This window comes from Streptomyces sp. NPDC058579 (genome assembly GCF_042718575.1).
Taxonomy (GTDB): domain Bacteria; phylum Actinomycetota; class Actinomycetes; order Streptomycetales; family Streptomycetaceae; genus Streptomyces.
The window spans coordinates 53,879-80,744 of the sequence record NZ_JBHXPI010000019.1; the positions used below are offsets into that span (position 1 = coordinate 53,879).

Below are 26,866 nucleotides of genomic sequence, written 5' to 3' on the forward strand. Positions count from 1 at the left end.
GGCGGTCCGCCCGGACCGCCCCCACCCTCACCCATGCTCCGAGTCCGTCAGCCTCAGGACGCGGCGCCCATCGCCTTCTTCAACTCGGCCCCCGCCGACCGGTACACGGCCAGCAGATCGAGGTCCTCGCCCGGGTAGTTGACGATCTTCACCTGCGTGGCGCCGGAGTCGGGCAGCACCGTGCCCGTCGACATGTGCGCGTTGTCGAGGACCAACGCGGGCTTCTTCTTGGAGAGGTCCGCGAGCTGCGCGGGCGTGACCGCCTCAGGACCGTACGTACCGACCGTCGTGGCGCCCGCCAGCTTCGCCGACCAGGCTGTGAAGACCTGCGCGACGACGTTCGGGCTCTTCCCGCCCGGCCAGGCGGCCTTCAGCTCCTCGGAGAGCTTCTTGTACTCGGTGTCGAAGCCGGACTTCCACGTCGTCGCCGCCTGCTCCGTGCCGAACAGCTTGCCCAGGCGGGTGACTTCGGCCTTCACCTTGTCGGCGTCGTTGTCGAGACCGACCTCGACCAGCTCGGCCTTGGAGCCCGCCGCCTCCTTGATCTTCGCGGCGTACGGCTCGAAGGGCGCGTACAGCACGAAGTCGGCCTTCGCGACGGCGGCGAGGTCGGAGGGCTTGGGATCGTAGTCGGGCGCGTGGTGGGTGGACGGCGGCACGATCACCGTGATGTCCTCGGCGCCCGCCGCCTTGGCGAAGGCTCCCTCCCAGGTCGTGGTCACGACCACGACCGGCTTCCCGTCGCCGCCACCGGCACTGGCATCGGTGGAGGGGCCCGTGTCGCCGCAGCCGGTCAGCAGAACGGATGCCGCGCTCAGTGCGAGGACGGGGAGGAGGGAAGAGATGCGGATGTGGACGCGGGTGCGCGCCATGAGCGGGTTCTCCGTTCGGGGATGAGATGGACGGCGAGGACGACGGCCCCCGCCGTCAGGACGAGGACGGGCCCGGGGGGCCAGTCCAGCCAGAGGGCGATGAGGAAGCCGGTCAGGTTGACGGCGACGCCGATGGTGATCGCCCAGAGGGTGATGGACTTCAGGGAGGTGCCGAGCCGCCGGGCGGCCAGCGCGGGCAGCAGGGTCAGGGCGTCCACGAGCAGCGCACCGGTCAGCTTGATGGCCCCGGCGACGGCCACCGCGACCAGGACGAGCAGGACGAGCGTCAGGGCGCGCACCGGCACGCCCGAGCAGAGCGCGAGCTCACGGTCGTACAGCAGGAGGGCCAGATCCCGCCGTTTCCACCAGAAGAGGCCCGGTACGAGCACGGCGAGCAGCCCGAGTACGACGAGGTCGGCGGTCCCGACGGACAGGATCGACCCCCACAACAGGGCGAAGGCCCCGGAGGCGTTGACGCCCGACACGGCGAGGACGAGCAGGGCGGCGGCGATGGCCAGGCTCATCAGCAGCCCCATCGCCCCGGACAGTCCGTCGGGGGTACGGGCCAGGGGCGCGACCCCGGCGCCCGCGAGGGCGCACGCGACCAGCGCGCACCCCATCGGGTCCAGACCGGTCAGCAGGCCCACGGCGATGCCGAGCAGCGCCACGTGCATCATCGCGAAGCGGACCGGCATGATGTCGAGCCCGACGATCACCACCCCGACCACCGGCAGCCCGACCGCCGCGAGCAGCAGCGCGAACCCGGCCCGCTGGACCGGCAGCAGCTGGAGCAGTTCCCCCAGGTCGGCGGCGAGGTTCACCGGACCTCCCGCAGCCGTCCGGCGGCCATCTCCAGGACCCGGTCGCAGCGTTCGGCGAGCGCCCGGTCGTGCGTCACCACGATCAGGGTGACCGGCAAGGACGTCAGCGTGTCGGCCGCCTCCTCCTGCCCCTCGAAGTCGAGGGCGGCGGTGGGCTCGTCCGCGAGCAGCACCTGCGCGCCCGCGGCCACGCAGCCCATCGCCCGCGCGAGGTACACGCGCTGCAACTGCCCGCCGGAGAGCGTGTGCACGGGCCGCTCCGCGAGCTGCGCGACCCCCAGCCGGGCGGCGGCCTCGGCGGCCTCCACCGGCGCGCCGCCGCTCGCCAGCAGCTCGTTCGCGAGCAGCGGGAACCGGCCGGCCGCGGGCTTCTGCGGGATCCAGGCGCAGGCCCGGCGCCGCCAGGCCGCCCCGGCCGGGGAGTCGGTGCCCCGCCCGCCCACCAGGATCGAGCCGCTCACCGGCCGGTGCAGCCCCAGGACGGCCCGCAGCAGGGTGGTCTTCCCCGACCCGTTGGTGCCGGTCAGCGCGACCCGCTCGCCGGCCGCGATCTCCAGGTCCACGCCCGTGACGGCGTCGATCCGGCCATGGCGGCAGGCGACCCCCCGCATGTGAACGTCAAGCCCGCCCATTCCTCGCCTTCCCGCCGCCGCCTCGTGGAGTCCGCCCCGGTAGTCGGACGGGACCGCCGTCCGGTTCCCGACGCCCGTCCGGTTTTCGCGGGGCGGCTGGCCGGGCTCGCGGGGCGCGTGGCCGGGAGGTTTCGGTGCGAGCCGAGGCCCTTGGTCAACACCCGTACCACTGAGCTACGTTGACCTCGACCGGGCACGATGGTGGGGCCGACGGGGGAGCGGGGCGCGGGGCGATGGACGTCGAGGAGACAGCGCAGCGCATCCTGGACCATCTCCAGCGAGCGGAGGAGGACCCCGAGGCGCTCGCCTGGTTCCTGACCGAGGAGGCCGCGGCGGACGCCGACGCGGTACGCGACGCCGGTCGGCTCCCGGACGGCAACGTCCTCCTGGCCGCCGTCAACGCGATCGGCTACTACGACTGGGGCCGCTTCCTCGCGGGCGGCGCCACGGACCTTTCGGTGCTCGGCTCGGCCGTCCTCTGCTTCCTCGACGTCCACCGCGCCTCGCCCGCGCACGCCCCGCCCGTCCTGAGCCAGCTCCTCGCGCTCCTCGCGGGCGAGCCCGCCGGAGCGGACGCCGACCCCGGGAGCGCGTACGAGGCGGGCGCCGGGATCCTGTTGCTGTACACCCAGCACCGCAACCCCGCCCTGCTGCCCCCCTCGGCCGCCCTGCTGCGCCACGCCGTAGCGGGCTTCCCCGAGGGGAGCGTCGAGCAGGGCACGTGCCTGTCCGACCTCGGTCTGGTCCTCCTCTACGGATTCCGGGACGGCGGCGGCCCCGAACTCATCGACGAGGCCGTGCACCGGAGCCGCGCCGCCGTGGCCGCCCCCTCCCCGGAACGGGCCGAACAGGCCCGCAGGCAGGGCAACCTGGGGCTCGTCCTCAGGCACGCGGCGGACGCGAGCTCCGATCCGGACGTGACGCGTGAGGGCGTCGAGACCCTGCGCCGGACGCTGGACGTGAGCCTGCCGGGAGACCCGTACCACGCCCTGCACCTCGGCCTCCTCGGCTCGGCGCTGCTCAGCGCCGCGCCGCGGCTCGACGAGCCCGCCCTCCTCATCGAGGCCGTCGACTTCCTGCGCCGGTCCGTCGCCGCCGAGCCCCCGGGGCAGCCGCCGCCCGCAGCCCATCTCGCCGATCTGGGCATGGCGTCCATCGGGCTCTCCCTCGCCCCTGAGCGGGCCACAGGGTCGCTGGACCGCACCGGGCTCTACGACGACGGCATCGACACCATCCGACGCGCGGCCGCCGCGGCCGGGAACCCGATCGAGGCCTCCCTCTATCTCTCGAACCTCGCCTTCGTCCTCAACGGCCGTACGGTCAACACCAGCGACCTCGCCGCCCTCGACGACGCCCACCACGCGGCCCGCGACGCCCTGGCGACCGCCCCGCCCGGACACCCGGCCCACGCCCACGCCGAGTACGTCCTGTCGGAGGTCCTGCGCACCCGGTACGTCGAGACCGGCGTCCTCGACGACCTCGACTCCGCGCTCGGGCACGCCCGGAGGGCGCTGGACGCCACCGCGCCGCACGACGGCCAGTACGAGGGCAGGGCCCTGGACTTCGCCGAGCTGCTGCGGCTGCGTGCGGGCGCCGTCGGCGACGCGCCCGAGGCGCTCGCCGAAGCGCTCGCCCTGCTGCGCCGCGTCGCCGCCGACAGCCCGGCGCACGACGCCGGGCGGGCCAGGGTGCTGCTCAAACTGGCGCGGGTCCTCGACGCGTCGGACGACGGCCGGGGCGAGCGGGCCGAGGCGTACGCGGCGGAGGCGGAGCGTACGTACCGGGAGTGCGTCGCGCTGACGGTCGGCAACGACGGCGTCGGGCCCGCCGCCCGCAACGCCCTCGGGCAGCTGCTCGTACGACGGGCGAACCGGGCCGCGGCGTACGGCGATCCGGCCGGTCCGGGCGCCGATCCGGGCGCAGGTCCGGCAGCAGGTACGGACGCCGGCCCCGCCGCCGGTCCGGCCGCCGTACGCGCCGAGGAGGCGCGTCGTGAGGGGCTCGCCCTGATCGACGAGGCGCTCGACCTGATGGGCGAGGACGATCCCCGGCGCTCGGAGTACCTGTCCGATCTGGGCTGCGTCCTCATGGAGTACGGCGAGGCGACCGGCCGCCCCGAGGCCTGCGCCGAGGCCGTGCGCACGCTGCGCCTCGCCGTGGCGGCGGCCGCGCCCGGCTCCGGGCACGACAGGGCGGTGGCCTGCTCCAACCTCGGCGCCGCGCTGGTGGTGCTGGGCATGCTCACCGCCGACGAGGCGCCGCTGGCCGAGGGGATACGGGCGCACCGGGAGGCGGTCGCGGCGACCGGCCCGCGCGACCACTACCGCGCGCACCGCCTCGGCAATCTGGGCGACGCGCTCCAGCGCCTGGCCCAGCACCGCTCGGACGTAGCCCTCCTCGAGGAGGCCGTCGAGGTGCTGCGCGGGGTCGTCCGTGACGCGGGCCCCACCGTGCCGGGCGCGGCCGACAACTTCACCCGCCTCGGCAACGCCCTGCGCTCGCTCACCCGCTTCACCGGCGACGCCGCGCACCTCGAAGAGGCCGTCCACTGGCAGCGACAGGCGGTCGCCGCGTCACGGGTGCCCGCCCCGAGGACCGCCGGCACCCGCCCGGCCTCCGTGTGGCGCGCCCGGGCCAACCTCGCCAACGTCCTCCTGGAGCTCCACCAGCGCAGCCTGGACGCGTCCCAGCGCGAGGAGGCCCTGGACCACTACCGCGCCGCGCTCGAGAACAACCAGGAACCCGGCGAACGCCACGTCCTCCTCACCAACTACGGCAACGCCCTCTTCGGCCTCGCCGCCGACACCGTCGACGCCACCCTCATGGGCACGGCGATCGGCGTCCTGCGCGAGGCGACCGCCGTCGTCCCCGCCCATCACACGGGGCGCTCGGGCGTCCTCATGAACCTGGGCATCGCCCTGGTGCGGCGTTCGCGTCTCACGGGCGACCGCACCTGGCTCGCCGAGGGCCTGACCGTCCTGCGGCGCACCGTGGACGAGTCCGCGCCGACCAACTTCGAACGCGCCGTCCAACTCTCCAACCTCGCCCAGGCCCTGAGCTTCCGGTTCGACGTCACGGGCGACTCCGCCTCAGCCGAAGAGGCGGCGGAGTTGCTGCGCGAGGCCATCTCCCTGGACCACGGCGAACGGCACGGCAGGGACATCGCGCGCATCAACCTCGGCGTCCTGCTGCACCGGGTCGCGCTCTACCCGACCGGGGCGATGGACACCGGGCTCCTCCTGGAGGCGAGGCGCGTCCTGGAGGAGGCCCTCGCAAACCTCGATGAGCACCACCCGCGACGGGCGCTCGCCCTGATCAACCTGGCCGGCACCGTCATGGCCACCGCGGAGATGGCCGAGGACGACACCGACCCGGCGCTCGGCCCGCTGCTCGACCGGGGACTGAGCGCGGTACGGGAGGTGCTCGGCCGGCTGTCCGAGGGCCACCCCGAGCACACCCACGCCCTGTGGATCCTGGCCAGGACCCAGGTGGCCCGCGCCCGGCTCGCCGGGCCGGATCGCGCCACCACGACCCGTGGCGCCGCCCGGGCGGCGGACCTCGCCGAGGCGATCCGGTGCGCCCGGCAGGCCGCCCGCACCACGGTCGCCCCGGTCTCCAAACGGCTGCTGGCCGCCCGTACCTGGGGCGACGCGGCGGCCGCCGCGGGCGAGGACGCCGAGGCGCTCGACGGCTACGCGTACGCCGTCGGTCTGCTGTCCCGGCTCGCCCCACGCGGACTCGCCCGCGCGGACCAGGAGGGCCGGCTGGTCATCGGTACGGGACTCGCCTCCGACGCCGCCGCGTTCGCGCTGCGGGCGGGGGACCCCCGGACCGCGCTCACCCTCCTCGAACAGGGCCGGGGCATCCTGCTCGCCCAGGGCCTGGAGAACCGCGGCGACCTCTCCCGGCTGCGTACGGCGGACCCCGCCCTCGCCGCGGAGTTCGAACGGGTCCGCGACGCCCTCAGCGCCGATCCACACGCCGGCCCCGGGATGATCACCGTCGATCCCGGCCGGCCCGGCCCGTCGTACCCCGGCCCGTCATACCCCGGGCACGAGGCCGGGCTGCTCGCCGAGACGCGGCACGCCCTGGCCCGGACGTGGGACGAACTCCTCGACCGGATCCGCCGACTGCCCGGTCTCGAAGACTTCCTGTCCACGCCGACGGCGGCCGATCTGCTCGGCGCGGCCTCCGGCGGGCCCGTCGTGGTCGTCAACGTCAGCCGGCACGGCTCCGCCGCGCTCCTCGTCACCGCCGACGAGGGCATCCAGGTCGTCCCGCTGCCCGCCCTCGGCCACGACGAGTCCCTCAACAGGGCCACCGAGTTCGTCGAGGCCGTCGACCAGGCGTACGGGGACCAGGGGGCCCGGCGGGCCGTCGCCGCGATGCGGACCCTGTCCGACACCCTGGAGTGGCTCTGGACCGCCGTCGCCGAACCCGTCCTCGACCGCCTCGGCCCGCTCGCCGCCCCGCGCGAGGACGGACCGTCGACCCGGCTCTGGTGGTGCCCCACGGGCTGGCTGTCGCTCCTGCCGCTGCACGCCGCGGGCCGCCCCGACCCGAGGCCGGGCGAGACCGTCATGGACCGGGTCGTCTCCTCCTACACCCCGACCCTGCGCGCCCTGGTCCGCGCCCGGAACGCGCCCGTCGGCACCGCCGTGACCCTCCCCGCCCCGCTGATCGTCAGCCTCGCCGACACCCCCGGCGCCCCCTCGCTGCCCGGCGTCGCCCAGGAGGCGAAACTGCTCCGGCGGCTCTTCCCCGTGCACCGCGAACTCGCGGGCGAGGCAGCCACCGTGGCGGCGGTCCGTGACGCCCTGCCGGCGCACCCGTGGGTCCACTTCAGCTGCCACGGCGTGAGCGACCCGAACACGCCGTCCGAGAGCGGACTGATCCTCCACGACGGGCGGCTCACGGCGCGCGACGCCGCCGAGCAGCGCCCCCGCGAGGCGGTCCTCGCCGTCCTGTCGGCCTGCTCGACCTCCCAGGGCGGATTCACCCTCCCCGACGAGTCGGTCCACCTGGCCTCGTCGTTCCAACTGGCCGGGTACCCGCACGTGATCGGCACGCTGTGGCCCGTCGCCGACAAGGTGGCGACGCGGCTGACGGAGGAGTTGTACGCGACCCTCGTGGACGACCTCGCGCGGGGCCGCCCCATCGATCCGGCGACGGCCCTGCACCGCCCGGTCAGGGAACTGCGCCGTCGTCTCGCGGGCGCCCCGCACCTGTGGGCCGCGCACATCCACACCGGTCCGTGACGGGGGCGATCCGCTCGTTCAGTCGGACGGCGCGTCCTCGCCCATCGCGGTCCCGGACGGTGCCTGGGGGACGTCGTCCGGCTCCGCCGCGTCGTCGGACGGCCGGTAGGTGCGGCGCCCGGAGAACTCTGTGAGCAGCTCCTCCAACTCCCCGTCCTCACTGCCCTTGTGATGCTGTGTCATGCCTCGACCCCTTCCTCCGCGTGCGCCCGGGCCGAGGGGACGGCCGGCGCCGTCGGCCGCTGCAGCACTTCCAGTACGTCGATGTCGGCGGCGCGCAGATACACCCCGCCGGTGTCCGGAACCTTCCCGAGGAACCGGCCGTCGGGCGCCATCCTGTACTGGGCCTGGAGATAGAGGTCGCCCGGCTGCGGATAGGCCGAGACAGCCGACCTCGACCCCAGCCAACCACCCACCCACAGACCGTTCTTGAGCCGGGCCCGGACGAAGCACGAGCCCCGGTCCCGGAAGAGCGCGTCCCAGGCCGTCGGCGTCGGTTCGTACCGGGCCCGCCTGCGCCGCCGGTCCAGGCGGGCCTCCGCCCAGGCGATCCCCGCCGGCACCAGGACTACGAGGAGGAGCGCCGCGATCCCCGCCTCCCGGGGATGCGCGAGCACCCCCGCGACCGGCCCCTTGCCCTGCCCGCCGAGCAGCCGCACCAGCCACGGCCCGGCGGCCACCGCGTACACCGCGTCGAGCAGCGCGCCCGCCGCGATGGCCCGCACGATCCGGTTCTGCGGTTCCTGCTCCGCCGCGACCGCGCCGCGCAGATGCTCCCGTACGGCCTGGTAGAAGACTCCGGGCAGTACCAGGATCAGCAGAATGGTCAGCTGCTGCACCGTTCCCGGAACCATCGCTCCCTCTTCCGTCGCGTGCCTTGTCAACTCACCGGCTCCCACCGTACGTCGGTGATCGAGGTGACACACGGGAACGCATGATCGAATCGCTAGGATGGCGCGGTTCACCGCGCCATGGGGGAGGTTGCCGCCGTGAGGATTCTGCTGCTCGGCCCGGTCGGGGCCACGGCCGACGAGGGTCCGTCTGACGACGGTTCGGCCGTCGGCGGTCAGGCCGAAGACGGTTCGACCGTCGGTGGTCCGGCTGTCGACATCGGGGGCGTACGGCTGCGCATGCTGCTGGCCAGGCTCGCGCTTGAGGGCGGCAGGCCCGTCTCCGTCGACGCGCTCGTCGACGGCCTGTGGGGGGCCGACTCCCCGGCCGAGGCGCAGAACGCCCTCCAGGCCCTGGCCTCCCGGCTCCGCAAGGCCCTGCGGGGCGTCGCCACCCTGGAGTCCGTCGCCGGCGGCTACCGCCTCTCGGTACGGGACGAGGACGTGGACGCCCACCGCTTCGAGGAGCTGGCCGCGCGCGGCAGGCGCGAACTGGCCGCCGGGCACGTGGACGAGGCCGCCTCGCTGCTCGGCACGGCCCTCGGGCTGTGGCGGGGCCCCGCGCTCGCGGACGTCCTGGACGCCCCGTTCGCCCGCGCCGCCGCCACCCGCCTCGACGACCTGCGCGCCACCGCCGCAGAGGACCGCTTCGACGCCGAACTCCGCCTCGGCCGGTACGCCGAAGTCCTCGCCGACCTCGAAACGGCGGGCGCGGAACGCCCGTTGAGCGAACGCCTCGCCGGGCTGCGGATGAAGGCGCTCTCCGCCGCCGGGCGGCAGTCCGACGCGCTCGCCGTGTACGAGCAGATACGCGGCCGCCTCGGCGACGAACTCGGAGTCGACCCGTCGGCAGAGCTCCAGGAGATCCATCTAGCGCTCCTCCGGGGCGAGTTGACTGCTCCGGCCCGCGCGGAGTCGGTAGCGAGCCGCCTTCCGGCCCGGCTGACGAGCTTCGTCGGCCGCGACCGGGAACTGGAACGGGTCGCCGGTCTGCTGGCCTCCTCCCGACTCGTCACCGTCGTCGGCTTCGGCGGCGCGGGCAAGACCCGGCTCTCCCTGGAGGCCGCGGCCCGGCACCGGGCCCACGACCGGGGCAGGGTCTGGTTCGCACCGCTGGCGGGCATCGGCCCCGCGGACCAGCTGGCCGACGCGGTCCTCGGCGCGCTCAGCTCCAAGGACCGCCGGTTCTACGACGGCGGGCAGGACCGGCGCCTCACCCCCGTCGACCGGCTCGCCGAGCTCTTCGAGGGCGGCGAGGCCGTGCTCGTACTGGACAACTGCGAGCACGTCGTGGAGGCCGCCGCCGCACTCGCCGAGGAACTCCTCGACCGGCTCCCGAGGTTGAGGATCCTCGCCACCAGCCGCGAGGCCCTCGCCATCACCGGCGAGGCGCTCTGCCCGCTCCGCCCGCTCGACCTCCCCGCGACCGCCGACGAGCTCGCCGAGTCGGCCGACGCCACCGCCGTCCGGCTCTTCGTGGACCGGGCCGTCGGCGTCCGCCCCGACTTCACCCTGGACGCCACCACCGTGGGTCCCGTGGTGGAGATCTGCCGCCGCCTCGACGGGATGCCGCTCGCCCTCGAACTGGCCGCCGCCAAACTGCGCTCCATGAACGTGGACCGGATCGCGCGCCGCCTGGACGACCGCTTCCGCCTCCTCACCTCGGGCAGCCGCACCGCGTTGCCCCGGCAGCGCACGCTCCTCGCCCTGGTCGAATGGAGCTGGGACCTCCTCGACGAGCCCGAACGGACCCTGGCCCGCAGGCTGTCGGTCTTCCCGGGCGGTGCCACGGTCGCCGCCCTTGAGGGGGTCTGCGCCGACGCGACCCTGCCCGCCGCGGACGTGGCGTACGTCCTCGACACCCTGGTCGAGAAGTCCCTGGTGACCTGCTCGGGCTCCGGCGAGGACGAGCCCAGGTACCGGATGCTGGAGACCGTACGGGCCTTCGCCGCCGACCGGCTCGTAGGGGACGGGGACGACGTCACCCTGCCGTTCGCCGACCACTTCCTGGCCCTGGCGGAGGAGCTCGAACCCCTCCTGCGTACCCGCGAACAGCTCCGCGCGATAGCCGACTTCGACGCCGAGCACGACAACATGGCCGCCGCCCTGCGCTCGGTCCTCGACGCGCGGGACGCGGCGCGGTCCGCCCGCTTCGTCAGGGCGCTGTTCTGGTACTGGGGGATCAGGGGCATGACCACCCAGTTCGAGACCTTCCTCGGGGAGGTCCTGGGCCTCGGCGACGCGCTGCCCGAGGAGACGCGCGCGGCCTTCGGACTCGTCCGGAGCGCGGCGGGCCCTCCCGACCCGGACGACGCCTTCCCGGCGAAGCCCGACGTCGACCGGGCCGAGGTGCTCGGCTTCCACCCGGCGCTGCCGCTGCTGCGGATGTCCCAGCTCGCGGGCACCGAGGAGGAGCGCGAGCGCGGGCTCCGGCAGTCCCTGAGCTCCACGGACCCCTGGGTGCGGGCGAGCGCCCACTGGGCCCACGACTTCGTCCTCCGGGAGCAGGGGGACGTGGAGAGCGGTGCCGAGGCACGGCGTGCGGCGCTCCGCGGCTTCGAGGAGGTGGGGGACCGCTGGGGGCTCGTGATGACGCTGCTCCCGACCGGGGGCCACCACTCCCTGCGGGGCGAGCACGACGCGGCGATGGCCGCCTTCGAGCGGGCCGTCGCCATCAGTGAGGAACTCGGCACCGAGGAACACCTGCTGTGGACCAAGGCCCGGCTCGCGAGGGAACGCCGGCGCACGGGCGACCTGGAAGGGGCCCTGCGCGACATCCGGGCCGCCCTGCGGCAGGGCAAGGAGCGCGGCCACCGGAGGCTGGAGGTCGGGATGCTGTCCGCTCTCGCCGCCGTGCACCGCGCCCTGGGTGACCTGCCACGGGCCGACGAGGCCCTGGACCGCATGGAGTCCCTCCTCCACCGGCTGCCGTACACCGAGGAGACGAGCCGGGACGTCCTGGCCGCCGACCGCATGGCGAACCGGCTCGCGGAGGGGGCCGTCGAGGAGGCGCGCGCCCTGTTCCCGAGCAGCGTGCGGGGCCTGCTCAACCGCGGCGAAGGCGACGCGGTGGCCCGGGGACCCCTGCTCCTCGCCCAACTACGCGCGGCGGAGGACGACCCGACCGCCGCCGCGACCGCACTGGGCCTGACCCGGACCGTCCGCGGCGCGTTCGACCACGGCGACCCGCAGGTGCGGGCCCTGGCCGCCGACCTGCGCGAGCGGCTCGGCGAGGAGGCGTACGACGAGGCCTTCCGGCGCGGAGCCGAGCTGTCGCGGCCGGACGCGATGGCCCTGCTCACCGAGTGCGCGGCACCGCAAGGCACCGGGGCCTGACGGGGCCGGCGCCGGCCGGGCCCTCCGCCCGGACGGCGTACGCCAGCGCCCATCCCCTTCCTTCCGCTCCTCGGCGCTCCCGACGATGCCCGGCGCCGCTGACCGCGCCTCGACGACCTGGCCGTGTCAAGAACGCGTACGGACAAGCCAGGAGTGCGTAAAGAGGGCGCAAGGGTGGCGTGAAGACGACCTCGTGGGGGCCGAACCTGAGCGGACCTGCCACGAAAGGGATCAGCGAGATGGCCGTCCTGACCACCGAGACCGGTGCCGCACCCAGCGCCGAGGAGCCCCCCGATACCGGTGCACGCCACCGGCTGACCGCCGTCACCGGGCTCGCCGCGCTGTCGCTCGACGCGATGGCATCGGTGGCCTACGGACCCGAGGCGATCGTCCTCGTCCTCGCGGCGGCCGGCGCCCACGGCCTGGGCTTCACCCTCCCGGTCACGCTCGCCATCGCCGGCCTGCTGGCCGTGCTCGTCGCCTCGTACCGGCAGGTCATCCGGGCCTTCCCGGACGGCGGCGGCTCCTACGCGGTGGCCAAGACCCACCTGGGCCGGCGCACCAGCCTCGTCGCGGCCGGCTCGCTCGTCCTGGACTACGTCCTCAACGTGGCCGTCGCGGTCACCGCCGGTGTCGCGGCCCTGACCTCGGCCTTCCCCGAGCTCTACGGCGACCGGCTGTGGATCTGTCTGGTCGTCCTCGTCCTGATCACCGCGGTCAACCTGCGCGGCATCGTCGACTCGGCCCGCGCCTTCATCGTGCCGACCGCCGTCTTCATCGGCGCGATCCTCGTCCTGATCGTCGTCGGCCTCTTCCGCGACGCGCCCGTCTCCACGGCCGCCTCCGCGGGCCACGCCTCCGTCCTCGCCGACAACGCCACCACCGTCGGCGCGCTGCTGCTCCTGAAGGCCTTCGCCTCCGGTTGCTCCGCGCTCACCGGTGTCGAGGCGATCGCCAACGCCGTGCCGTCCTTCCGCGCCCCCGCCGCCAAGCGGGCGATGCGCGCGGAGGTCGCCCTCGGTGCGCTCCTCGGCGTCATGCTGATCGGCCTCTCGGTCCTGATCTCCCGCTTCGGCCTCCAGCCGGTCGAGGGCGTCACCGTCCTCGCGCAGCTCGCCGACGCGTCCCTCGGCCACAACTGGGCCTTCTACGTCGTCCAGTTCGCCACCATGATCCTGCTCGCGCTCTCCGCGAACACCTCCTTCGGCGGCCTGCCCGTCCTGCTGAAGCTGCTCGCCCGCGACAACTACCTGCCGCACGTCTTCGGCCTGAAGGCGGACCGTCAGGTCCACCGCCACGGTGTCGTCTGGCTCTCGGTCGTCTCCGCCGCCCTGCTCGTCTTCTCCGGCGGCGACACCAACACCCTCGTCCCGCTCTTCGCGATCGGCGTCTTCGTCGGCTTCACGATCGCCCAGACCGGCATGGTGCTGCACTGGCGCCGCGAGCGCGGCCCGCGCTGGGCGGGCAAGGCATTCCTGAACGGCCTCGGCGCCCTGCTCACCGGCGTCTCCGCCGTCGTCGTCACGGCTACCAAGTTCCATGACGGCGCCTGGCTGATCGTGGTCGCGCTGCCGCTGCTCGTCGTCGTCTTCGAGCTGGTCCACCGCGCCTACGGCAAGATCGGCGAGCGTCTCGGCGTCGGCCGGATCCCCGAGCCCCCGCACCGCGAGCGTTCGCTGGTCCTCGTCCCGGTCTCCTCCCTGACCCGGCTCACCAGCGAGGCCCTCACCGCGGCCGTCTCCCTCGGCGACGAGGTCCGTGCGGTCACCGTCTGCCACCCGGAGCCGGAGGACCGCGCCGCGACCGAGGCCCTGGAGCGCGACTGGGCGCTCTGGAACCCGGGGGTCGACCTCGTCAGGCTGCCCTCCGAGCGCCGCTCGCTGGGCCGCCCCATCACCGCGTACGTCCGCGAGCTCGCCAAGAGCGAACCGGACACCCGCGTCACGGTCCTCATCCCGGAGGCCGAGCCCGCGCACCTGTGGCAGCGGCTCCTGCAGAACCAGCGGGGCGCGGTCGTCGCCCACGCCGTCCGGCGCGACACCGACGCGGTGATCTGCCGGCTCCGGTTCCGCTGCTGACACCGCGGATCCCGGCGGATCCCAGCGGATCCGCCGTACGAAATCCGTCAAGGACCCCTCCGCCCGGTGCCGCGTACGCGACACCGGGCGGAGGCTTGTGACATACGGAGGTGGACCATGCGCACGCTCTCCCGGGACACCGCGGCCGTGGCCGCCGGAGTCCTCGCCCCCTTCGCCGCGGCCCTCGTCCTGGTGCCGCTGCGCGACAACGTGACGCCCACCAATCTGGCGCTGCTGCTCGTCGTCGTGGTCGTCGCCGTGGCGGCCCTCGGAAACCGGCTCGCCGGTGCGATCGGGGCCCTGTCGGCCGCCGCCTGGTTCGACTTCTTCCTCACCGCGCCGTACCAGAGCTTCCACATCGAGGACCGGGCCGACATCGAGACCTCGGTCCTGCTCCTGGTCGTCGGCCTTGCCGTCTCGCAACTCGCGGCGCGCGCCAGGACCCTGAAGCGGATCGCCGTCATCGACGCCACCCATCTGGAGCGGCTGCACGGCACGACACGGCTCGCCCGCTTCAGCACCTCCTCCGACGACATCGTCCGCCGGGTGCGCGCCGAGCTGACCGACGTACTGGACCTGAGCGCCTGCCGGTTCGAGCAGGGTTCGCTGCTCGGGCGCCCGCCACGGCTCGACCCGGACGGATCGGTGAAGGTGCAGGGCTGGATCTGGGACCTGGACCGGCAGGGCTGGCCGGAGGGCGAGATCGAACTGCGCGCCGTCGCCCACGGCCGCTACCAGGGCCGCTTCATGATGAAGCCCGCACCCGGCTCCGTACCGCCGCCGCTGGAGTCCCGCCTCGTCGCCCTCGACCTCGCGGCCCAGGCGGCCGCGGCCCTCGCCGAGGACGGCAGGACCGCGACGCCGGTGTGAGCACGACGCCCGTGTGACCTTCAAGGCCTCCAGGCCTCAGGCCGCCGCGGCCATCTGCGGCACGCGCCCGGCCGAACCCGCGACATGGTGGACGTACTCGTGGTCGAGGCGGAAGCCCGCCGTCCAGGCCAGCAGCCGGCTCGGGCGGTTGTCGCGGGAGCAGCACCAGCTCGCGGTGCGGCCGCGCTCAGCCACATCGGCGACGAGCCGGGTGACGCACGCCAGGGCAAGCCCCTTGCGGCGCGCGTCGGGCGCGGTCGCGCAGGCCAGGTCCTCGTAGCGGCTGCCCAGGAACCGCGTGCACGCCACGGCGACGACGCGGCCCTTGTGGAAGGCGGCCCAGGCGAGGCCGGAGGAGGCGAGGCCGGCCGGGCCGTCCCAGGTGTCGTGGATCCAGGCCATGGAGGGGTCGAGCGCGGCGAGGGCCGGGGCGTACTCGGCGGAGAGCCGGCGCACCCGCACACCGCGCGGCACCGGGGAGGCGGCGACGGGGACGCGGTGGACGTAGAGCATCCGCTCCCAGGGCGTGACCCGGTCGAACGCGCCGCCGAGCAGCGGCAGGAAGCGGTCCGCGGCCTCGACGTAGTGGTCGGCCAGCGGAGCGAGGTCGGCCGGTGTCATGGCCGTCGGGTCGCCCGCGAGGAGGGCGTGGTCCCCGCAGGAGACGGCGACCGCGCGCGGTCGCTCGGCGCGGTCGGTCCACCAGCGGCCGTGGCCGGTGGCGAGGACGTGCTCCGTGAGGGCGGCCGTGCCGGGGGCACCGGTCGGGAACGCCCGGGCGGGGGCGGGGGGCTGGTGGGACGGGTGCGGGAACACGGAGACCTCCTTCGGGTACGGGACGGGGCGGCCCGTGTAATGGACGGGCCGCCCCTGGGCATTCAGCGAGCGCCGGCCCTTGAGCCGTGGTTCGCCTTCTTCTTGCGCCGTGCCTTCTTCTTGCGGGCGCGCTTGGACATGGACGGTGTTCCTTTCGGTGGAGCTGGTGGTGCCGGTTGTGCTGGTGGTGAAGCGGGTCGTCGAGTCGTCAGGCGGGCTGGCCGACGAGCAGGTCGGCGAGCTTGTTGAGACGCTTGACCGTGCGCTCCTCGGACGCGCCCGCGGCCGGCTCGACGCGGTGGTCGCGGTCGTAGTAGGCGCCGTTGACGATCTCGACGGCCGGGTCGCAGAGCCGCACGACGTGCGCGGCGCCCTCGGCCGGGGACACGCCCTCGTGGGCGTAGAGCGGCAGCAGGCTGGTGGTGCAGATGCCCGGGTGGACGGAGACGGCGGTGACGCGCGCGTCGGCGGCGAACACCGTCAGCGCCAGCTGCGACTGCGCGTACGCGGCCAGGCGGGAGTAACGACGGGTGCGGTTGGGGTCGTTCCACTGGATCGAGCCGGTGCGGTGCAGCGAGGAGGAGACGTTCACGACCCGGCCGCCCGGGTCGGTGGTCAGGGCCGGCTCCAGGAGGTGCGTGAGCAGGTAGTGCGCCAGGAAGTTGACCTGGAACGCGATCTCGTTGCCGTCGGGGGTCACGGTGTGCCGCTCGGGGGCCGCCATGCCGGCGTTGTTGACCAGGACGTCGAGGTGCGGGTGCTCGGCCAGCACACGGGCGGCGAGCTGTTCCACCTCCTCCAGCCGCGTGAAGTCCGCGGCGAACGCGCACAGTCGGGACCCGTCGACGTCGGCCAGCGTGACGAGCCGGTCGGTGGCGGCGTGGGCCTCCTCGGCCGTGCGGCCGTGGACGAGCACGGTCGCACCGCGCTCGGCGAGCAGCCGCGCGGTCTGGTAGCCGATGCCGGAGGTGGCACCGGTCACCAGAACGGTGCGGGAGGAAAGGTCGGAAACGGACATGACTGGTCTCAGTCCCTCAAGGGTGAAGAGTGTTCGGGTACGAAGAAGGGGCGCCGGACTGTGAAGTCACGACGCCCCGAAGGCAGAACCGGAGACGGTCAGCGGAAGGCTGCGGTCTCCGGACAGCGGAAGGCTGCGGTCTGCGGACAGCGGGGCTCACGACGGGGCGCCCGATGAGGCGGCCGGTCGAGCAGGAGCCATGCGCTGTTCATGGTGTCCATCGAACCCGCGCCGGAGTCCGGGGGCAAGAACGACCCCGTTTCCCTGACGCCCCCCTGACGGAGATTCACCCCAGGCCGGGGATGGTGGAGACCAGGAGATCGATGACCTTGATGCCGACGAACGGCAGGACGAGGCCGCCGAGGCCGTACACGGTGAGGTTGCGTTTCAGCAGGTCGTGGGCGGAGGAGGGGCGGTAGCGGACGCCCCGCAGGGCGAGCGGGATCAGCGCCACGATGATGAGCGCGTTGAAGATGATGGCCGAGGTGATCGCCGAGGTGGGGCTGTGCAACCCCATGATGTTCAGCGCCTCCAGGCCCGGGTAGGCGCCGGCGAACATCGCGGGGATGATCGCGAAGTACTTGGCCACGTCGTTCGTGATGGAGAAGGTCGTCAACGCGCCCCGGGTGATGAGGAGCTGCTTGCCGATGGCGACGATCTCGATGAGCTTGGTCGGGTTGGAGTCCAGGTCCACCATGTTCCCGGCCTCCTTGGCGGCCGAGGTACCGGTGTTCATGGCCACGCCGACATCCGCCTGCGCGAGGGCCGGGGCGTCGTTCGTGCCGTCGCCGGTCATCGCGACGAGCTTGCCGCCCTCCTGCTCCTTCTTGATGAGGGCGAGCTTGTCCTCAGGGGTGGCCTCCGCGAGGTAGTCGTCGACGCCCGCCTCCTGGGCGATGGCGCGTGCGGTCAGCGGGTTGTCGCCGGTGATCATGATCGTACGGATGCCCATGCGCCGCAGCTCGGCGAAGCGCTCCTTGATCCCGTCCTTGACGACGTCCTTGAGGTGGACGATCCCGAGGACCCGCGGGCCGTCCCAGTCGTGCACGGCCACCAGGAGAGGCGTGCCTCCCGCGTCCGCGATCGCGTCGCTCCAGTCGCGTGCCTCGTCCGGCACCATGCCGCCGTACATCTCCACCCAGGCGATCACCTGCGCGGACGCGCCCTTACGGATGTGGCACGCGGCGCCGTTGTCCCAGCGCAGGTCGATGCCGCTCATCCGGGTCTGCGCGCTGAACTCCACGAACCGGGCGTTGGCGAGCTCGCCCTCGGCCGGCGCCCGCAGCCCGTACCGCTCCTTGGCGAGGATCACCACCGACCGCCCCTCGGGCGTCTCGTCGGCGAGCGACGACAGCTGGGCGGCGTCCGCGAGCTTCGCCTCCTCGACCCCGGGCAGCGGTACGAAGGCGGCGGCCTCCCGGTTGCCGAGCGTGATCGTCCCCGTCTTGTCGAGGAGCAGCGTGTTGACGTCGCCGGCGGCCTCGACCGCGCGGCCCGACATGGCGATGACGTTGCGCTGGACCAGCCGGTCCATGCCGGCGATGCCGATCGCGGAGAGCAGCGCGCCGATCGTCGTCGGGATCAGGGTCACGAGCAGCGCCACGAGGACGGTCGTGGACGGGGCGGCCTCGGCGTACGCGGCCATCGGCCGCAGGGCCACGACGACCAGGATGAAGATCATGGTCAGCGCGGCGAGCAGGATGTTGAGCGCGATCTCGTTCGGGGTCTTCTGCCGCGAGGCGCCTTCGACGAGGGCGATCATCCGGTCCATGAAGGAGTGGCCGGGGCGGGAGGTGACCCGGACCAGGATCCGGTCCGAGAGCACTGTGGTGCCGCCGGTCACGCCGGACCGGTCGCCGCCCGACTCCCGGATCACCGGGGCGGACTCACCGGTGACGGCGGACTCGTCGACGGCGGCGACCCCGTCGACCACCTCGCCGTCGGCCGGGATCATCTCGCCGGCCTCGACGAGGACGAAGTCGAAGAGCTTCAGGTCGCTCGCGGCGACCGCCTCCGTCTCGGCCCGGTCGAGGTCCTCCCCGTACCGCCAGTGCCGCAGCCGCAGCGCCACGGTGTCCGTGCGCGCCTTGCGGAGCGACTCGGCCTGCGCCTTCCCCCGTCCCTCCGCCACCGCCTCGGCGAGGTTCGCGAAGATCACCGTCAGCCAGAGCCAGACGCTGATGACCCAGGTGAACACCGAGGGGTCGAAGAGCGCGGAGAGGGTGGTCAGGACCGATCCGGCGCCGACCACGAAGAGCACCGGGTTGCGCACCAGGGCCCGGGGGTGCAGCTTGCGCACCGCCTCGGGGAAGCACTTGATCAGCATGACGGGGTCGAGCAGCCCGCTCCGCGCCGAGCGCCGCCGACCCGGTCGAGGGACCGGGTCGCGAGGCGGGGCCGAGGGGGCGGACGGTGCCGAAGGCGCGTGCGGGGACGCGGGATGCATCGCGGGAGGACCTTCTGATGGGCCCCGGAGCAGCCCGCGCGGCGGACGCCCGGGGGAAGACGGCAGGGAGCACCGTCGCCCACGGCCTGGGCTGCGCGGGGTCACCCCGGTTCCCATGGTCACGGCCGCGGACGTGCGGCGTCGGTCGCTCCGTGAGGGCACGGGCCACCGGATGGGGTCGGGTGGCGCGTGCCCTCGCGAGCCGGAGACGGTCAGGCCACTGACGTCCCGGTCGGTGAGCGACCGAGACGGGAATCTAGTCGCACGGCAACGCTGCGTACGCGTTCGGGCACCGGAATTGACACTGCTCTGACGGCGCGCCGCGGACGCGCGCCAAGGGCCCGTCAAAGCGGGCCGACGGACCGTCAGGAGGCCGTCAATGAAGGTCATTCCGCGCCGGAGCGCAACGCAGACTCGACCGCACGGGGGATCGGACGGCTGTCCGATCATGTGAGGTGGGAGGGATGCGTGGCTACCACGACAGGTATCGCGCAAGGTCCGGACTCGACGGCCCGGGCCGCCACCGCACCGACGGGGACAGCCGGACGACCGGCGGGCCGTCCAGGTCCGCGGCCACGAGGGGGCCGCGGCCCGGACGGCCCCACCGGCGTACCCGGAGACCCCGGCGCCCCGCCCGCCGGCCTCCTCGACCGGTCCTTCGACCGGGTCGCGCGGCGCCTGCGCGTGCTGCGCCGCCGCTACGGCGACACCCTGCCCGCCCGGCTGCGCCTGCTGCGCGGCGGCGTCCTGCTGCTCGCGGCCGCCTGCGCCGGGATCCTCCTCACCGCGGGCCTCTCCGCCTCCGGCACCTGGGACGCCGTCGCCGGCCGGCACGCCCCGCGCACGGTGAGCGCCGCCGATCTGAACCTCGCGCTCAACGACATGGACGCGCAGGCCGTCAACATCCTGCTGTCCAACGGTGACGCCGGGAAGGGCCGGCTGACCGAGTCGTACGACAAGGCGCTCCAGCTCTACGACGAGGCGCGCGAGTCCGTCAGCAAGGAGCTGCGCACCCTCGCCGTGGCGGCGGAGGGCGACGAGCGGGCCCAGCGGACCGTGGAGCTGCTCACCCAGGACTTCGCCCGCTACCAGGAGTTCGTCGGACGCGCCCTGGAGAACGACACCCGCGCCGGCGGCAAGGCGGCCGCCGTCGACGACTACCGCACCGCCTACGGGCTGCTGACCGAGCGGATGCTGCCCGAGTCCCGCGCCCTCGTCGACGCCAACAACCAGCAGTTCGAGGACGCCTACGGCGCCGAACGCGAGGACCTGCGGACGAACACCGCGCTGCTCCTGGGCGTGGGGGCCGCGCTGCTCACCGTACTCGTGGCGCTCCAGTGGTACCTCGCGCGCCGCTTCCACCGGGTCTTGAACCCGGGCGTCCTCGCCGCCACCGTCTGCGCCCTGACCGCGCTCGTCCTCGGCGCCCAGGCGCTCACCGCGACCTCCGAGGAGCTGCGGGTCGCCCGCCGCGACGCCTTCGACTCCGTCGCCGCCCTCTCGCGCGCCCGCGCCATCGCGTACGACGTCAACGCCGACGAGAGCCGCTTCCTTCTGGACAAGGAGAACCGCTCCGCCCACGAGGCGGCCTTCCTGGCGAAGTCGCAGAGCCTCTACGGGGTCGAGGGCGTCAGCACGCTCGACGGGTACGAGCCCGCGCTCACCGAGACCTGGCAGGCCTATGGTCAGGACAATACGGACAAGCGGTTCACCGGCGAGTTCCGCCGCGAGCTGGACAACATCACCTTCCCCGGCGAGCGGGACGCCGCCGAGCGGACCGTGCAGGCGTACCTCGTCTACCAGCGCGACGACCGCACCATCCGGTCCCTCGTCGCGGCCGGCCACGAGAGCGAAGCGGTGTCCTTCGGCATCGGCTGGGAGCCGGGGGAGTCCAACGCCCACTTCGGCGAGTGGATGGCGGCCCTCGACGAGGTCACCGGCATCAACCGCACCGCCTTCGCCCAGGCCGCCTCGGACGGCAGGGGCGCCCTCGGCACCACCCTGCCCTGGGCCGGCCTCGCCCTCCTCGCGGCCGCCGCCCTGACGGCCCTGGGCCTGCGCTCGCGCCTCGCCGAGTTCCGCTGACGATGCCGCCGCCGGGACCCCGCGAAGGCCCCCGAGAAGGACTCCGCGGAGGACCCCGCAGAGGGCCCCGCGGCGCGCCGGGCGGAGGCGATGTCCCAGCTCAGGGCCCGGCCACGTAGAGGATGCGTAAAGAGCGCAGTGCTGGTCGTAAGGGACGCGTTAACGGAGGCCTTGACGTGGCTGAAAAGCGCTTTGCTCATCCAGTCCGAGAATCCGTTCTTCACTCAGGAGCTCACGATGGCCGACGTGGCCTTCGTCGTCACCACGATCGCGATCTTCGCGTTGGTGGCTTTCATCGCCAAGGGGGTGGCCAAGCTGTGACTGCCGAGAACATTGTCGGTCTGATCGTGGCCGTCGCCCTGCTGGTCTATCTCGTCCTCGCCCTCGTCAAGCCGGAGAGGTTCTGAGTACGGATATGAGCCCCATTCTTGCTGGTGTCCTCCAGCTCCTCGCGCTGATCGCCGCCCTCGGCCTGGTCTACAAGCCGCTCGGTGACTACATGGCCCGGGTCTACTCCACCGACAAGCACCTGCGTGTCGAGAAGTGGATCTACAAGGGCATCGGTGCCAACCCGAACACGGAGATGCGCTGGCCCGCCTACCTGCGCGGTGTCCTCGCCTTCTCCGCGGTGAGCGTCCTCTTCCTCTACCTGCTCCAGCGGGTGCAGGGTTCGCTCCCGGGCTCGCTCGGCTTCGCCTCCATCGACCCGGACCAGGCGTTCAACACCGCCGCGTCCTTCGTCGCCAACACCAACTGGCAGTCGTACTACGGCGAGCAGGCCATGGGCCACGTCGTCCAGACCGGCGGCCTCGCGGTGCAGAACTTCGTCTCGGCCGCGGTCGGCATCGCCGTCGCCGTCGCCCTCGTGCGCGGCTTCGCCCGCTCGCGTACCGGTGAGCTCGGCAACTTCTGGGCCGACCTGGTGCGCGGCACCATCCGCATCCTGCTCCCGATCTCCATCGTGGGCGCGCTCATCCTGGTCGCCACCGGCGCCATCCAGAACTTCTCCGGCATCCACGAGGTCGGCCAGTTCACGGGCGGCACGCAGCAGTGGAACGGCGGCGCCGTCGCCTCCCAGGAAGTCATCAAGGAGCTGGGCACCAACGGTGGCGGTTACTTCAACGCCAACTCGGCCCACCCCTTCGAGAACCCGAACCCCTTCTCGAACCTCTTCGAGATCTGGCTCATCCTGGTCATCCCCTTCGCGCTGACCCGCACGTTCGGCCGCATGGTCGGCTCGCTCAAGCAGGGCTACGCGATCCTGGCGACGATGGCCACCATCTGGCTCGGCTTCACCGCGCTCATGATGTGGACCGAGTTCCACCACGGCGCTCCGGTGTACGACATCGCCGGCGGCGCGATGGAGGGCAAGGAGACCCGGTTCGGCATCGGCGGTTCGTCGATCTTCGCCGTGGCCACGACCCTCACCTCCACGGGTGCGGTCAACTCCTTCCACTCCTCCTTCACCGGTTTCGGCGGCGGCATCACCATGCTGGGCATGCAGCTCGGCGAGATCGCCCCCGGTGGTGTCGGCTCCGGCCTCTACGGCATGCTGATCATGGCGATCATCGCGGTGTTCATCGCCGGTCTGATGGTCGGCCGCACGCCCGAGTACCTGGGCAAGAAGATCGGCACCCGCGAGATCAAGTACGCGGCCTGCTACATCCTCGTCACCCCGGCGCTGGTGCTCTGCTTCACCGCCGCGGCGATGGCCCTGGACACCCCGGCCGACTCGATGACCAACAGCGGATCGCACGGATTCTCCGAGATCCTCTACGCGTACACCTCCGGCGCCAACAACAACGGCTCCGCGTTCGCTGGTCTGAACGCCGACACCCAGTGGTTCAACTCGACGATCGGCATCGCGATGCTGCTCGGCCGGTTCCTGCCCATGGTGTTCGTGCTGGCCCTGGCCGGCTCGCTCGCCGAGCAGAAGCCCGTCCCCGAGACCGCGGGCACCCTGCGGACCGAGAAGCCGCTGTTCACCGGTCTCCTGGTCGGCACGATCATGATCATCACCGGTCTGACCTACTTCCCGGCACTCGCCCTGGGCCCGCTCGCTGAAGGGCTCGCGTCATGAACATCGATGTGAAGAAGCAAGAGGACGCCATGTCCACCGCAACCCCGACGAAGGCGCCGCACGGCGACCTGTCCGGCGGACACAAGCCGGCCGGACGCGTCGGCGGGGGTCTGTTCGACCCCAAGCAGCTGATCAAGTCCTTCCCGGACGCGGTCAAGAAGCTCGACCCGCGCGTGATGATCAAGTCGCCCGTGATGTTCGTGGTCCTGGTCGGCTCGGTGGTCACCACCGCGCTCGCCATCAAGGACCCGAGCGACTGGTTCGGCTGGGCGATCGCCGCCTGGCTCTGGCTGACCACCATCTTCGCCAACCTGGCGGAGGCCGTGGCCGAGGGTCGTGGCAAGGCGCAGGCCGACACGCTCCGTAAGGCGAAGACCGACACGGTGGCCCGCCGCCTGATCGGCAAGAACGAGGAGCGCGTCCCCGGCACCGAGCTCAAGATCGGTGACCTGGTGGTCTGCGAGGCCGGCGACATCATCCCCGGCGACGGTGACGTCGTCGAGGGTGTCGCGAGCGTCGACGAGTCCGCCATCACCGGCGAGTCGGCCCCGGTCATCCGCGAGTCCGGCGGCGACCGCTCGGCCGTCACCGGCGGTACGAAGGTGCTGTCCGACCGCATCGTCATCAAGATCACGACGAAGCCGGGCGAGACCTTCATCGACCGGATGATCAACCTGGTCGAGGGCGCGGCGCGCCAGAAGACCCCCAACGAGATCGCCCTCAACATCCTGCTGGCGTCCCTCACCATCGTCTTCCTGCTCGCCGTCGTCACGCTGAAGCCGTTCGCGATCTACGCGGGCGCCGACGACCAGACGTCGATGATCGTCCTCGCCGCGCTCCTGGTCTGCCTCATCCCGACCACGATCGGCGCACTGCTCTCGGCCATCGGCATCGCCGGCATGGACCGCCTGGTGCAGCGCAACGTCCTCGCCATGTCGGGCCGTGCGGTCGAGGCCGCCGGTGACGTCTCCACGCTGCTCCTGGACAAGACCGGCACCATCACGCTCGGCAACCGCCAGGCTTCCGAGTTCGTCCCGGTCAAGGGCACCACCGAGGCCGAGGTCGCGGACGCCGCGCAGCTCTCCTCGCTGGCCGACGAGACCCCCGAGGGCCGCTCCATCGTGGTCCTCGCCAAGGAGAAGTACGGCCTGCGCGAGCGCCACCAGGGCGAGCTGACCGGCGCCGAGTGGATCGCCTTCACCGCCCAGACCCGTATGTCGGGTGTGGACGTCGACGGCCGCAAGATCCGCAAGGGTGCGACCGGTTCGGTCCTGGCCTGGGTCAAGGAGCGGGGTGGCTCCGTCTCCGACGACGCCCAAGCGCTCAACGACAAGATCTCCCAGGCCGGCGGCACGCCGCTGCTGGTCGCCGTGGAGGACGACAAGGGCGCCCGCGTCCTCGGCGTCATCCACCTGAAGGACGTCGTCAAGGAGGGCATGCGGGAGCGGTTCGACGAGCTGCGCCGCATGGGCATCAAGACGGTCATGATCACGGGTGACAACCCGCTGACCGCCAAGGCCATCGCCGAGGAGGCGGGAGTCGACGACTTCCTCGCCGAGGCGACCCCCGAGGACAAGATGGCGCTGATCAAGCGCGAGCAGGCCGGTGGCAAGCTCGTCGCGATGACCGGCGACGGTACGAACGACGCTCCGGCCCTCGCGCAGGCGGATGTCGGCGTGGCCATGAACACCGGTACCTCGGCCGCCAAGGAGGCCGGGAACATGGTGGACCTGGACTCCAACCCGACGAAGCTCATCGAGATCGTCGAGATCGGCAAGCAGCTCCTCATCACCCGAGGCGCGCTCACCACCTTCTCGATCGCCAACGACGTGGCCAAGTACTTCGCGATCATCCCCGCGATGTTCGCCGTGGCCTACCCGTCGCTCGACAAGCTCAACATCATGGACCTGCACTCGCCGCAGTCCGCGATCCTGTCCGCCGTCATCTTCAACGCGCTGATCATCATCGCGCTGGTCCCGCTCGCCCTGAAGGGCGTGCAGTACCGGCCGACGAGCGCGGACAAGATGCTCCGCCGGAACCTCGGGATCTACGGCCTCGGCGGCCTGATCGCCCCGTTCATCGGCATCAAGATCATCGACCTCCTCATCTCCCTCATCCCCGGAATCGGCTGATCATGAACAACTCCGTAGGAAACGCAGGGCGTCTGCTCTGGGCCGGCTTCCGCGCCCTGCTCGTCCTGACCGTGGTGACGGGTGTGCTCTACCCGCTGGTCGTCACGGGCCTGGCTCAGGTGGCGTTCAACAACAAGGCCAACGGCTCCGAGATCAAGAGCGACGGCAAGGTCGTCGGTTCGGAACTCATCGGCCAGAGCTACTACCTGCCGAAGAAGAACCCGGACGACGCCGAGGAGGCCTCGGTCGCGGACCTCAAGTGGTTCCAGCCGCGTCCCTCCAACGGTCTGGGCTCGAACAGCGTCAACACGCAGTACTCGCTGATCCTGTCGGGCGCGACCAACCGTTCCGGTGAGGACGGTGCCAAGCACGACCCGAAGACCGGCAAGGCGTCCTGCCTGCCGATCGAGGAGTACAAGACCGAGGACGACCAGGCGTCGCTCTGCTACAAGGTGCTCGCCGCCCGGGAAGCCGTCATCGCGGACAACAAGGCCGCCGGCTTCACGCCGACGGACATCCCCGCGGACGCCGTCACCTCCTCCGGCTCCGGCCTGGACCCGCACATCTCCCCGGAGTACGCGGAGTTGCAGGTCCACCGGGTCGCGGAGAAGAACGGTCTCGACGTCAAGCAGGTCGAGAAGCTTGTCGCGGACAACACCGACGGCCGGACCCTCGGCTTCATGGGTGAGCCCCGCGTCAACGTGCTCAAGCTCAACATCGCGCTCAAGGAACTGACCAAGGGCTGATGGCTTTAACGCACCAGAGGGAGTCGGCGGGGCACCGGGAAGTCCCGGCCCCGCCGACTCCCGTCGCACGTGGACGACAAGAGGAAGGCAGCACGCCGATGACCCGGGTGCTTGTCGTGGAGGACGACGCGCAGCTCGCACGAGCCTTGGTGATCAATCTCCAGGCCCGTCAGTACCTGGTGGACGCGGCACCCGACGGTGCCACCGCCCTCCGCCTGGTCGCCGCGGGACAGCCGGACATGATCCTGCTCGACCTCGGACTGCCCGACATGGACGGCGTCGACGTCATCAGAGCCCTCCGTGGCTGGAGCCGGGCGCCGGTCCTGGTCCTCTCCGCCCGCAGCGGCTCCGAGGACAAGATCCGCGCGCTCGACGCGGGCGCGGACGACTACATGACCAAGCCGTTCAGCATGGACGAGCTGCTCGCCCGGCTGCGGGCGGCGACCCGTCGTACGGAGGAGGCCCCGGCCCAGCCGAACACCACGCACCTGGTCTCCACCGACGAGTTCAGCGTCGACCTGGTGGCGAAGAAGGTCCGGCGCGGTGACCGCGACGTACGGCTCACCCCGACCGAATGGCACCTGCTGGAAATACTGATCTGCAACCCCGGGGTCCTCGTCAGCCAGCGCCGGCTGCTCCAGGAGGTCTGGGGACCCAGTTACGGGGGAAAGACCAATTACCTCCGGGTCTACATGGCCCAGTTGCGACGCAAGCTGGAACGAGACCCTTCCCACCCCCGCTATCTGATCACCGAACCAGGCATGGGCTACCGCTTCGAGGCGTGAC

The 26,866-nt window shown here is 72.5% G+C and carries 20 protein-coding genes; 11 read left to right on the plus strand and 9 right to left on the minus strand.

The genetic code is table 11. The features are described 5' to 3' along the window. Positions 1-53: 53 nt before the first annotated feature. The 3 genes from ACFWRO_RS21585 to ACFWRO_RS21595 are packed head-to-tail and all read right to left on the minus strand — an operon-like array spanning position 54 to position 2,325. Positions 54-872 (minus strand): metal ABC transporter solute-binding protein, Zn/Mn family, encoded by an 819-nt coding sequence (locus ACFWRO_RS21585; protein ID WP_384512585.1) that lies wholly within the window; start codon positions 870-872, stop codon positions 54-56. Next, on the minus strand, positions 815-1,693 hold the full coding sequence (locus ACFWRO_RS21590) for a metal ABC transporter permease (RefSeq protein ID WP_384512587.1): 879 nt from the start codon (positions 1,691-1,693) through the stop codon (positions 815-817). Before ACFWRO_RS21590 ends, ACFWRO_RS21585 begins: the two co-directional genes overlap by 58 nt. Continuing rightward, positions 1,690-2,325 carry a metal ABC transporter ATP-binding protein gene (locus ACFWRO_RS21595; protein ID WP_384512589.1) on the minus strand — a complete coding sequence of 212 codons (636 nt, stop codon included), beginning with the start codon at positions 2,323-2,325 and terminating at the stop codon, positions 1,690-1,692. The genes ACFWRO_RS21590 and ACFWRO_RS21595 overlap by 4 nt, the downstream gene beginning before the upstream one ends. 233 nt (positions 2,326-2,558) lie before the next feature. On the opposite strand from ACFWRO_RS21595, the gene ACFWRO_RS21600 reads away from it, so the two are divergent. Beyond that, positions 2,559-7,583 (plus strand): CHAT domain-containing protein, encoded by a 5,025-nt coding sequence (locus tag ACFWRO_RS21600; RefSeq protein WP_384512591.1) that lies wholly within the window; start codon positions 2,559-2,561, stop codon positions 7,581-7,583. A gap of 18 nt (positions 7,584-7,601) precedes the next feature. Here the strand turns inward: ACFWRO_RS21600 and ACFWRO_RS21605 are convergent, their stop codons facing one another. Next, positions 7,602-7,766 carry a hypothetical protein gene (locus ACFWRO_RS21605; protein ID WP_384512593.1) on the minus strand — a complete coding sequence of 55 codons (165 nt, stop codon included), beginning with the start codon at positions 7,764-7,766 and terminating at the stop codon, positions 7,602-7,604. Next, positions 7,763-8,437, minus strand: a complete 675-nt coding sequence (locus tag ACFWRO_RS21610) for a DUF6338 family protein (RefSeq protein ID WP_384512595.1) — start codon at positions 8,435-8,437, stop codon at positions 7,763-7,765. The genes ACFWRO_RS21605 and ACFWRO_RS21610 overlap by 4 nt, the downstream gene beginning before the upstream one ends. Positions 8,438-8,572: 135 nt before the next feature. Here ACFWRO_RS21610 and ACFWRO_RS21615 point away from each other — a divergent pair, with 135 nt between their 5' ends. From ACFWRO_RS21615 to ACFWRO_RS21625, 3 genes are all read left to right on the plus strand, one after another. After that, positions 8,573-11,809 (plus strand): BTAD domain-containing putative transcriptional regulator, encoded by a 3,237-nt coding sequence (locus ACFWRO_RS21615; protein ID WP_384512597.1) that lies wholly within the window; start codon positions 8,573-8,575, stop codon positions 11,807-11,809. Positions 11,810-12,048: 239 nt separating this feature from the next. After that, on the plus strand, positions 12,049-13,887 hold the full coding sequence (locus tag ACFWRO_RS21620) for an APC family permease (RefSeq protein WP_384512599.1): 1,839 nt from the start codon (positions 12,049-12,051) through the stop codon (positions 13,885-13,887). A gap of 117 nt (positions 13,888-14,004) precedes the next feature. Next, entirely contained in the window at positions 14,005-14,757 is a 753-nt protein-coding gene (locus ACFWRO_RS21625; RefSeq protein WP_384512601.1) for a DUF4118 domain-containing protein, read from the plus strand. A gap of 36 nt (positions 14,758-14,793) precedes the next feature. Here ACFWRO_RS21625 and ACFWRO_RS21630 read toward each other — a convergent pair whose 3' ends face one another. The 4 genes from ACFWRO_RS21630 to kdpB (ACFWRO_RS21645) all read right to left on the minus strand — a co-directional run bounded on the left by ACFWRO_RS21630 (position 14,794) and on the right by kdpB (ACFWRO_RS21645) (position 19,037). Next, positions 14,794-15,573, minus strand: coding sequence for a GNAT family N-acetyltransferase (locus ACFWRO_RS21630; RefSeq protein WP_384512603.1), 780 nt, complete (start codon positions 15,571-15,573; stop codon positions 14,794-14,796). A gap of 62 nt (positions 15,574-15,635) precedes the next feature. After that, positions 15,636-15,713 carry a 50S ribosomal protein bL37 gene (locus ACFWRO_RS21635; protein ID WP_384512702.1) on the minus strand — a complete coding sequence of 26 codons (78 nt, stop codon included), beginning with the start codon at positions 15,711-15,713 and terminating at the stop codon, positions 15,636-15,638. 68 nt (positions 15,714-15,781) lie between these two features. After that, positions 15,782-16,591 carry an SDR family NAD(P)-dependent oxidoreductase gene (locus ACFWRO_RS21640; RefSeq protein ID WP_384512605.1) on the minus strand — a complete coding sequence of 270 codons (810 nt, stop codon included), beginning with the start codon at positions 16,589-16,591 and terminating at the stop codon, positions 15,782-15,784. A 286-nt stretch (positions 16,592-16,877) separates the two neighbouring features. Next, positions 16,878-19,037, minus strand: coding sequence for a potassium-transporting ATPase subunit KdpB (gene kdpB, locus ACFWRO_RS21645; RefSeq protein ID WP_384512607.1), 2,160 nt, complete (start codon positions 19,035-19,037; stop codon positions 16,878-16,880). A 468-nt stretch (positions 19,038-19,505) separates the two neighbouring features. Between kdpB (ACFWRO_RS21645) and ACFWRO_RS21650 the strand changes: the two genes are divergently transcribed. The 7 genes from ACFWRO_RS21650 (at position 19,506) to ACFWRO_RS21680 (ending at position 26,865) form a co-directional block, all read left to right on the plus strand. Further along, the gene (locus ACFWRO_RS21650) at positions 19,506-21,122 is read left to right on the plus strand and encodes a hypothetical protein (protein ID WP_384512609.1); all 1,617 of its coding nucleotides are present in this window, start codon (positions 19,506-19,508) and stop codon (positions 21,120-21,122) included. 171 nt (positions 21,123-21,293) lie between these two features. Then, positions 21,294-21,443, plus strand: coding sequence for a hypothetical protein (locus ACFWRO_RS21655; protein ID WP_384512611.1), 150 nt, complete (start codon positions 21,294-21,296; stop codon positions 21,441-21,443). After that, positions 21,440-21,529: a K(+)-transporting ATPase subunit F gene (kdpF, locus tag ACFWRO_RS21660; RefSeq protein WP_329853613.1), complete on the plus strand. Its 90-nt coding sequence runs from the start codon at positions 21,440-21,442 to the stop codon at positions 21,527-21,529. Before ACFWRO_RS21655 ends, kdpF begins: the two co-directional genes overlap by 4 nt. 8 nt (positions 21,530-21,537) lie before the next feature. Then, on the plus strand, positions 21,538-23,202 hold the full coding sequence (kdpA, locus tag ACFWRO_RS21665) for a potassium-transporting ATPase subunit KdpA (protein WP_384512614.1): 1,665 nt from the start codon (positions 21,538-21,540) through the stop codon (positions 23,200-23,202). After that, complete coding sequence (gene kdpB / locus ACFWRO_RS21670; protein ID WP_384512616.1) at positions 23,199-25,334, plus strand: potassium-transporting ATPase subunit KdpB; 2,136 nt, start codon at positions 23,199-23,201, stop codon at positions 25,332-25,334. The genes kdpA and kdpB (ACFWRO_RS21670) overlap by 4 nt, the downstream gene beginning before the upstream one ends. Before the next feature lie 2 nt (positions 25,335-25,336). Further along, positions 25,337-26,080: a potassium-transporting ATPase subunit C gene (locus ACFWRO_RS21675; RefSeq protein WP_384512618.1), complete on the plus strand. Its 744-nt coding sequence runs from the start codon at positions 25,337-25,339 to the stop codon at positions 26,078-26,080. Positions 26,081-26,178: 98 nt separating this feature from the next. Beyond that, complete coding sequence (locus ACFWRO_RS21680; RefSeq protein WP_384512620.1) at positions 26,179-26,865, plus strand: response regulator; 687 nt, start codon at positions 26,179-26,181, stop codon at positions 26,863-26,865. Position 26,866 lies beyond the last annotated feature (1 nt).

What these genes read in the sequence shown, in the direction of transcription:
- kdpB (WP_384512607.1), bottom strand. Translation starts at nt 19,037, where the DNA reads ATGCATCCCGCGTCCCCGCACGCGCCTTCGGCACCGTCCGCCCCCTCG.
- ACFWRO_RS21600 (WP_384512591.1), top strand. Translation starts at nt 2,559, where the DNA reads ATGGACGTCGAGGAGACAGCGCAGCGCATCCTGGACCATCTCCAGCGA.
- kdpB (WP_384512616.1), top strand. Translation starts at nt 23,199, where the DNA reads ATGAACATCGATGTGAAGAAGCAAGAGGACGCCATGTCCACCGCAACC.
- ACFWRO_RS21605 (WP_384512593.1), bottom strand. Translation starts at nt 7,766, where the DNA reads ATGACACAGCATCACAAGGGCAGTGAGGACGGGGAGTTGGAGGAGCTG.
- kdpA (WP_384512614.1), top strand. Translation starts at nt 21,538, where the DNA reads ATGAGCCCCATTCTTGCTGGTGTCCTCCAGCTCCTCGCGCTGATCGCC.
- ACFWRO_RS21675 (WP_384512618.1), top strand. Translation starts at nt 25,337, where the DNA reads ATGAACAACTCCGTAGGAAACGCAGGGCGTCTGCTCTGGGCCGGCTTC.
- ACFWRO_RS21635 (WP_384512702.1), bottom strand. Translation starts at nt 15,713, where the DNA reads ATGTCCAAGCGCGCCCGCAAGAAGAAGGCACGGCGCAAGAAGAAGGCG.
- ACFWRO_RS21595 (WP_384512589.1), bottom strand. Translation starts at nt 2,325, where the DNA reads ATGGGCGGGCTTGACGTTCACATGCGGGGGGTCGCCTGCCGCCATGGC.
- ACFWRO_RS21680 (WP_384512620.1), top strand. Translation starts at nt 26,179, where the DNA reads ATGACCCGGGTGCTTGTCGTGGAGGACGACGCGCAGCTCGCACGAGCC.
- ACFWRO_RS21620 (WP_384512599.1), top strand. Translation starts at nt 12,049, where the DNA reads ATGGCCGTCCTGACCACCGAGACCGGTGCCGCACCCAGCGCCGAGGAG.
- ACFWRO_RS21640 (WP_384512605.1), bottom strand. Translation starts at nt 16,591, where the DNA reads ATGTCCGTTTCCGACCTTTCCTCCCGCACCGTTCTGGTGACCGGTGCC.
- ACFWRO_RS21610 (WP_384512595.1), bottom strand. Translation starts at nt 8,437, where the DNA reads ATGGTTCCGGGAACGGTGCAGCAGCTGACCATTCTGCTGATCCTGGTA.
- ACFWRO_RS21625 (WP_384512601.1), top strand. Translation starts at nt 14,005, where the DNA reads ATGCGCACGCTCTCCCGGGACACCGCGGCCGTGGCCGCCGGAGTCCTC.
- ACFWRO_RS21585 (WP_384512585.1), bottom strand. Translation starts at nt 872, where the DNA reads ATGGCGCGCACCCGCGTCCACATCCGCATCTCTTCCCTCCTCCCCGTC.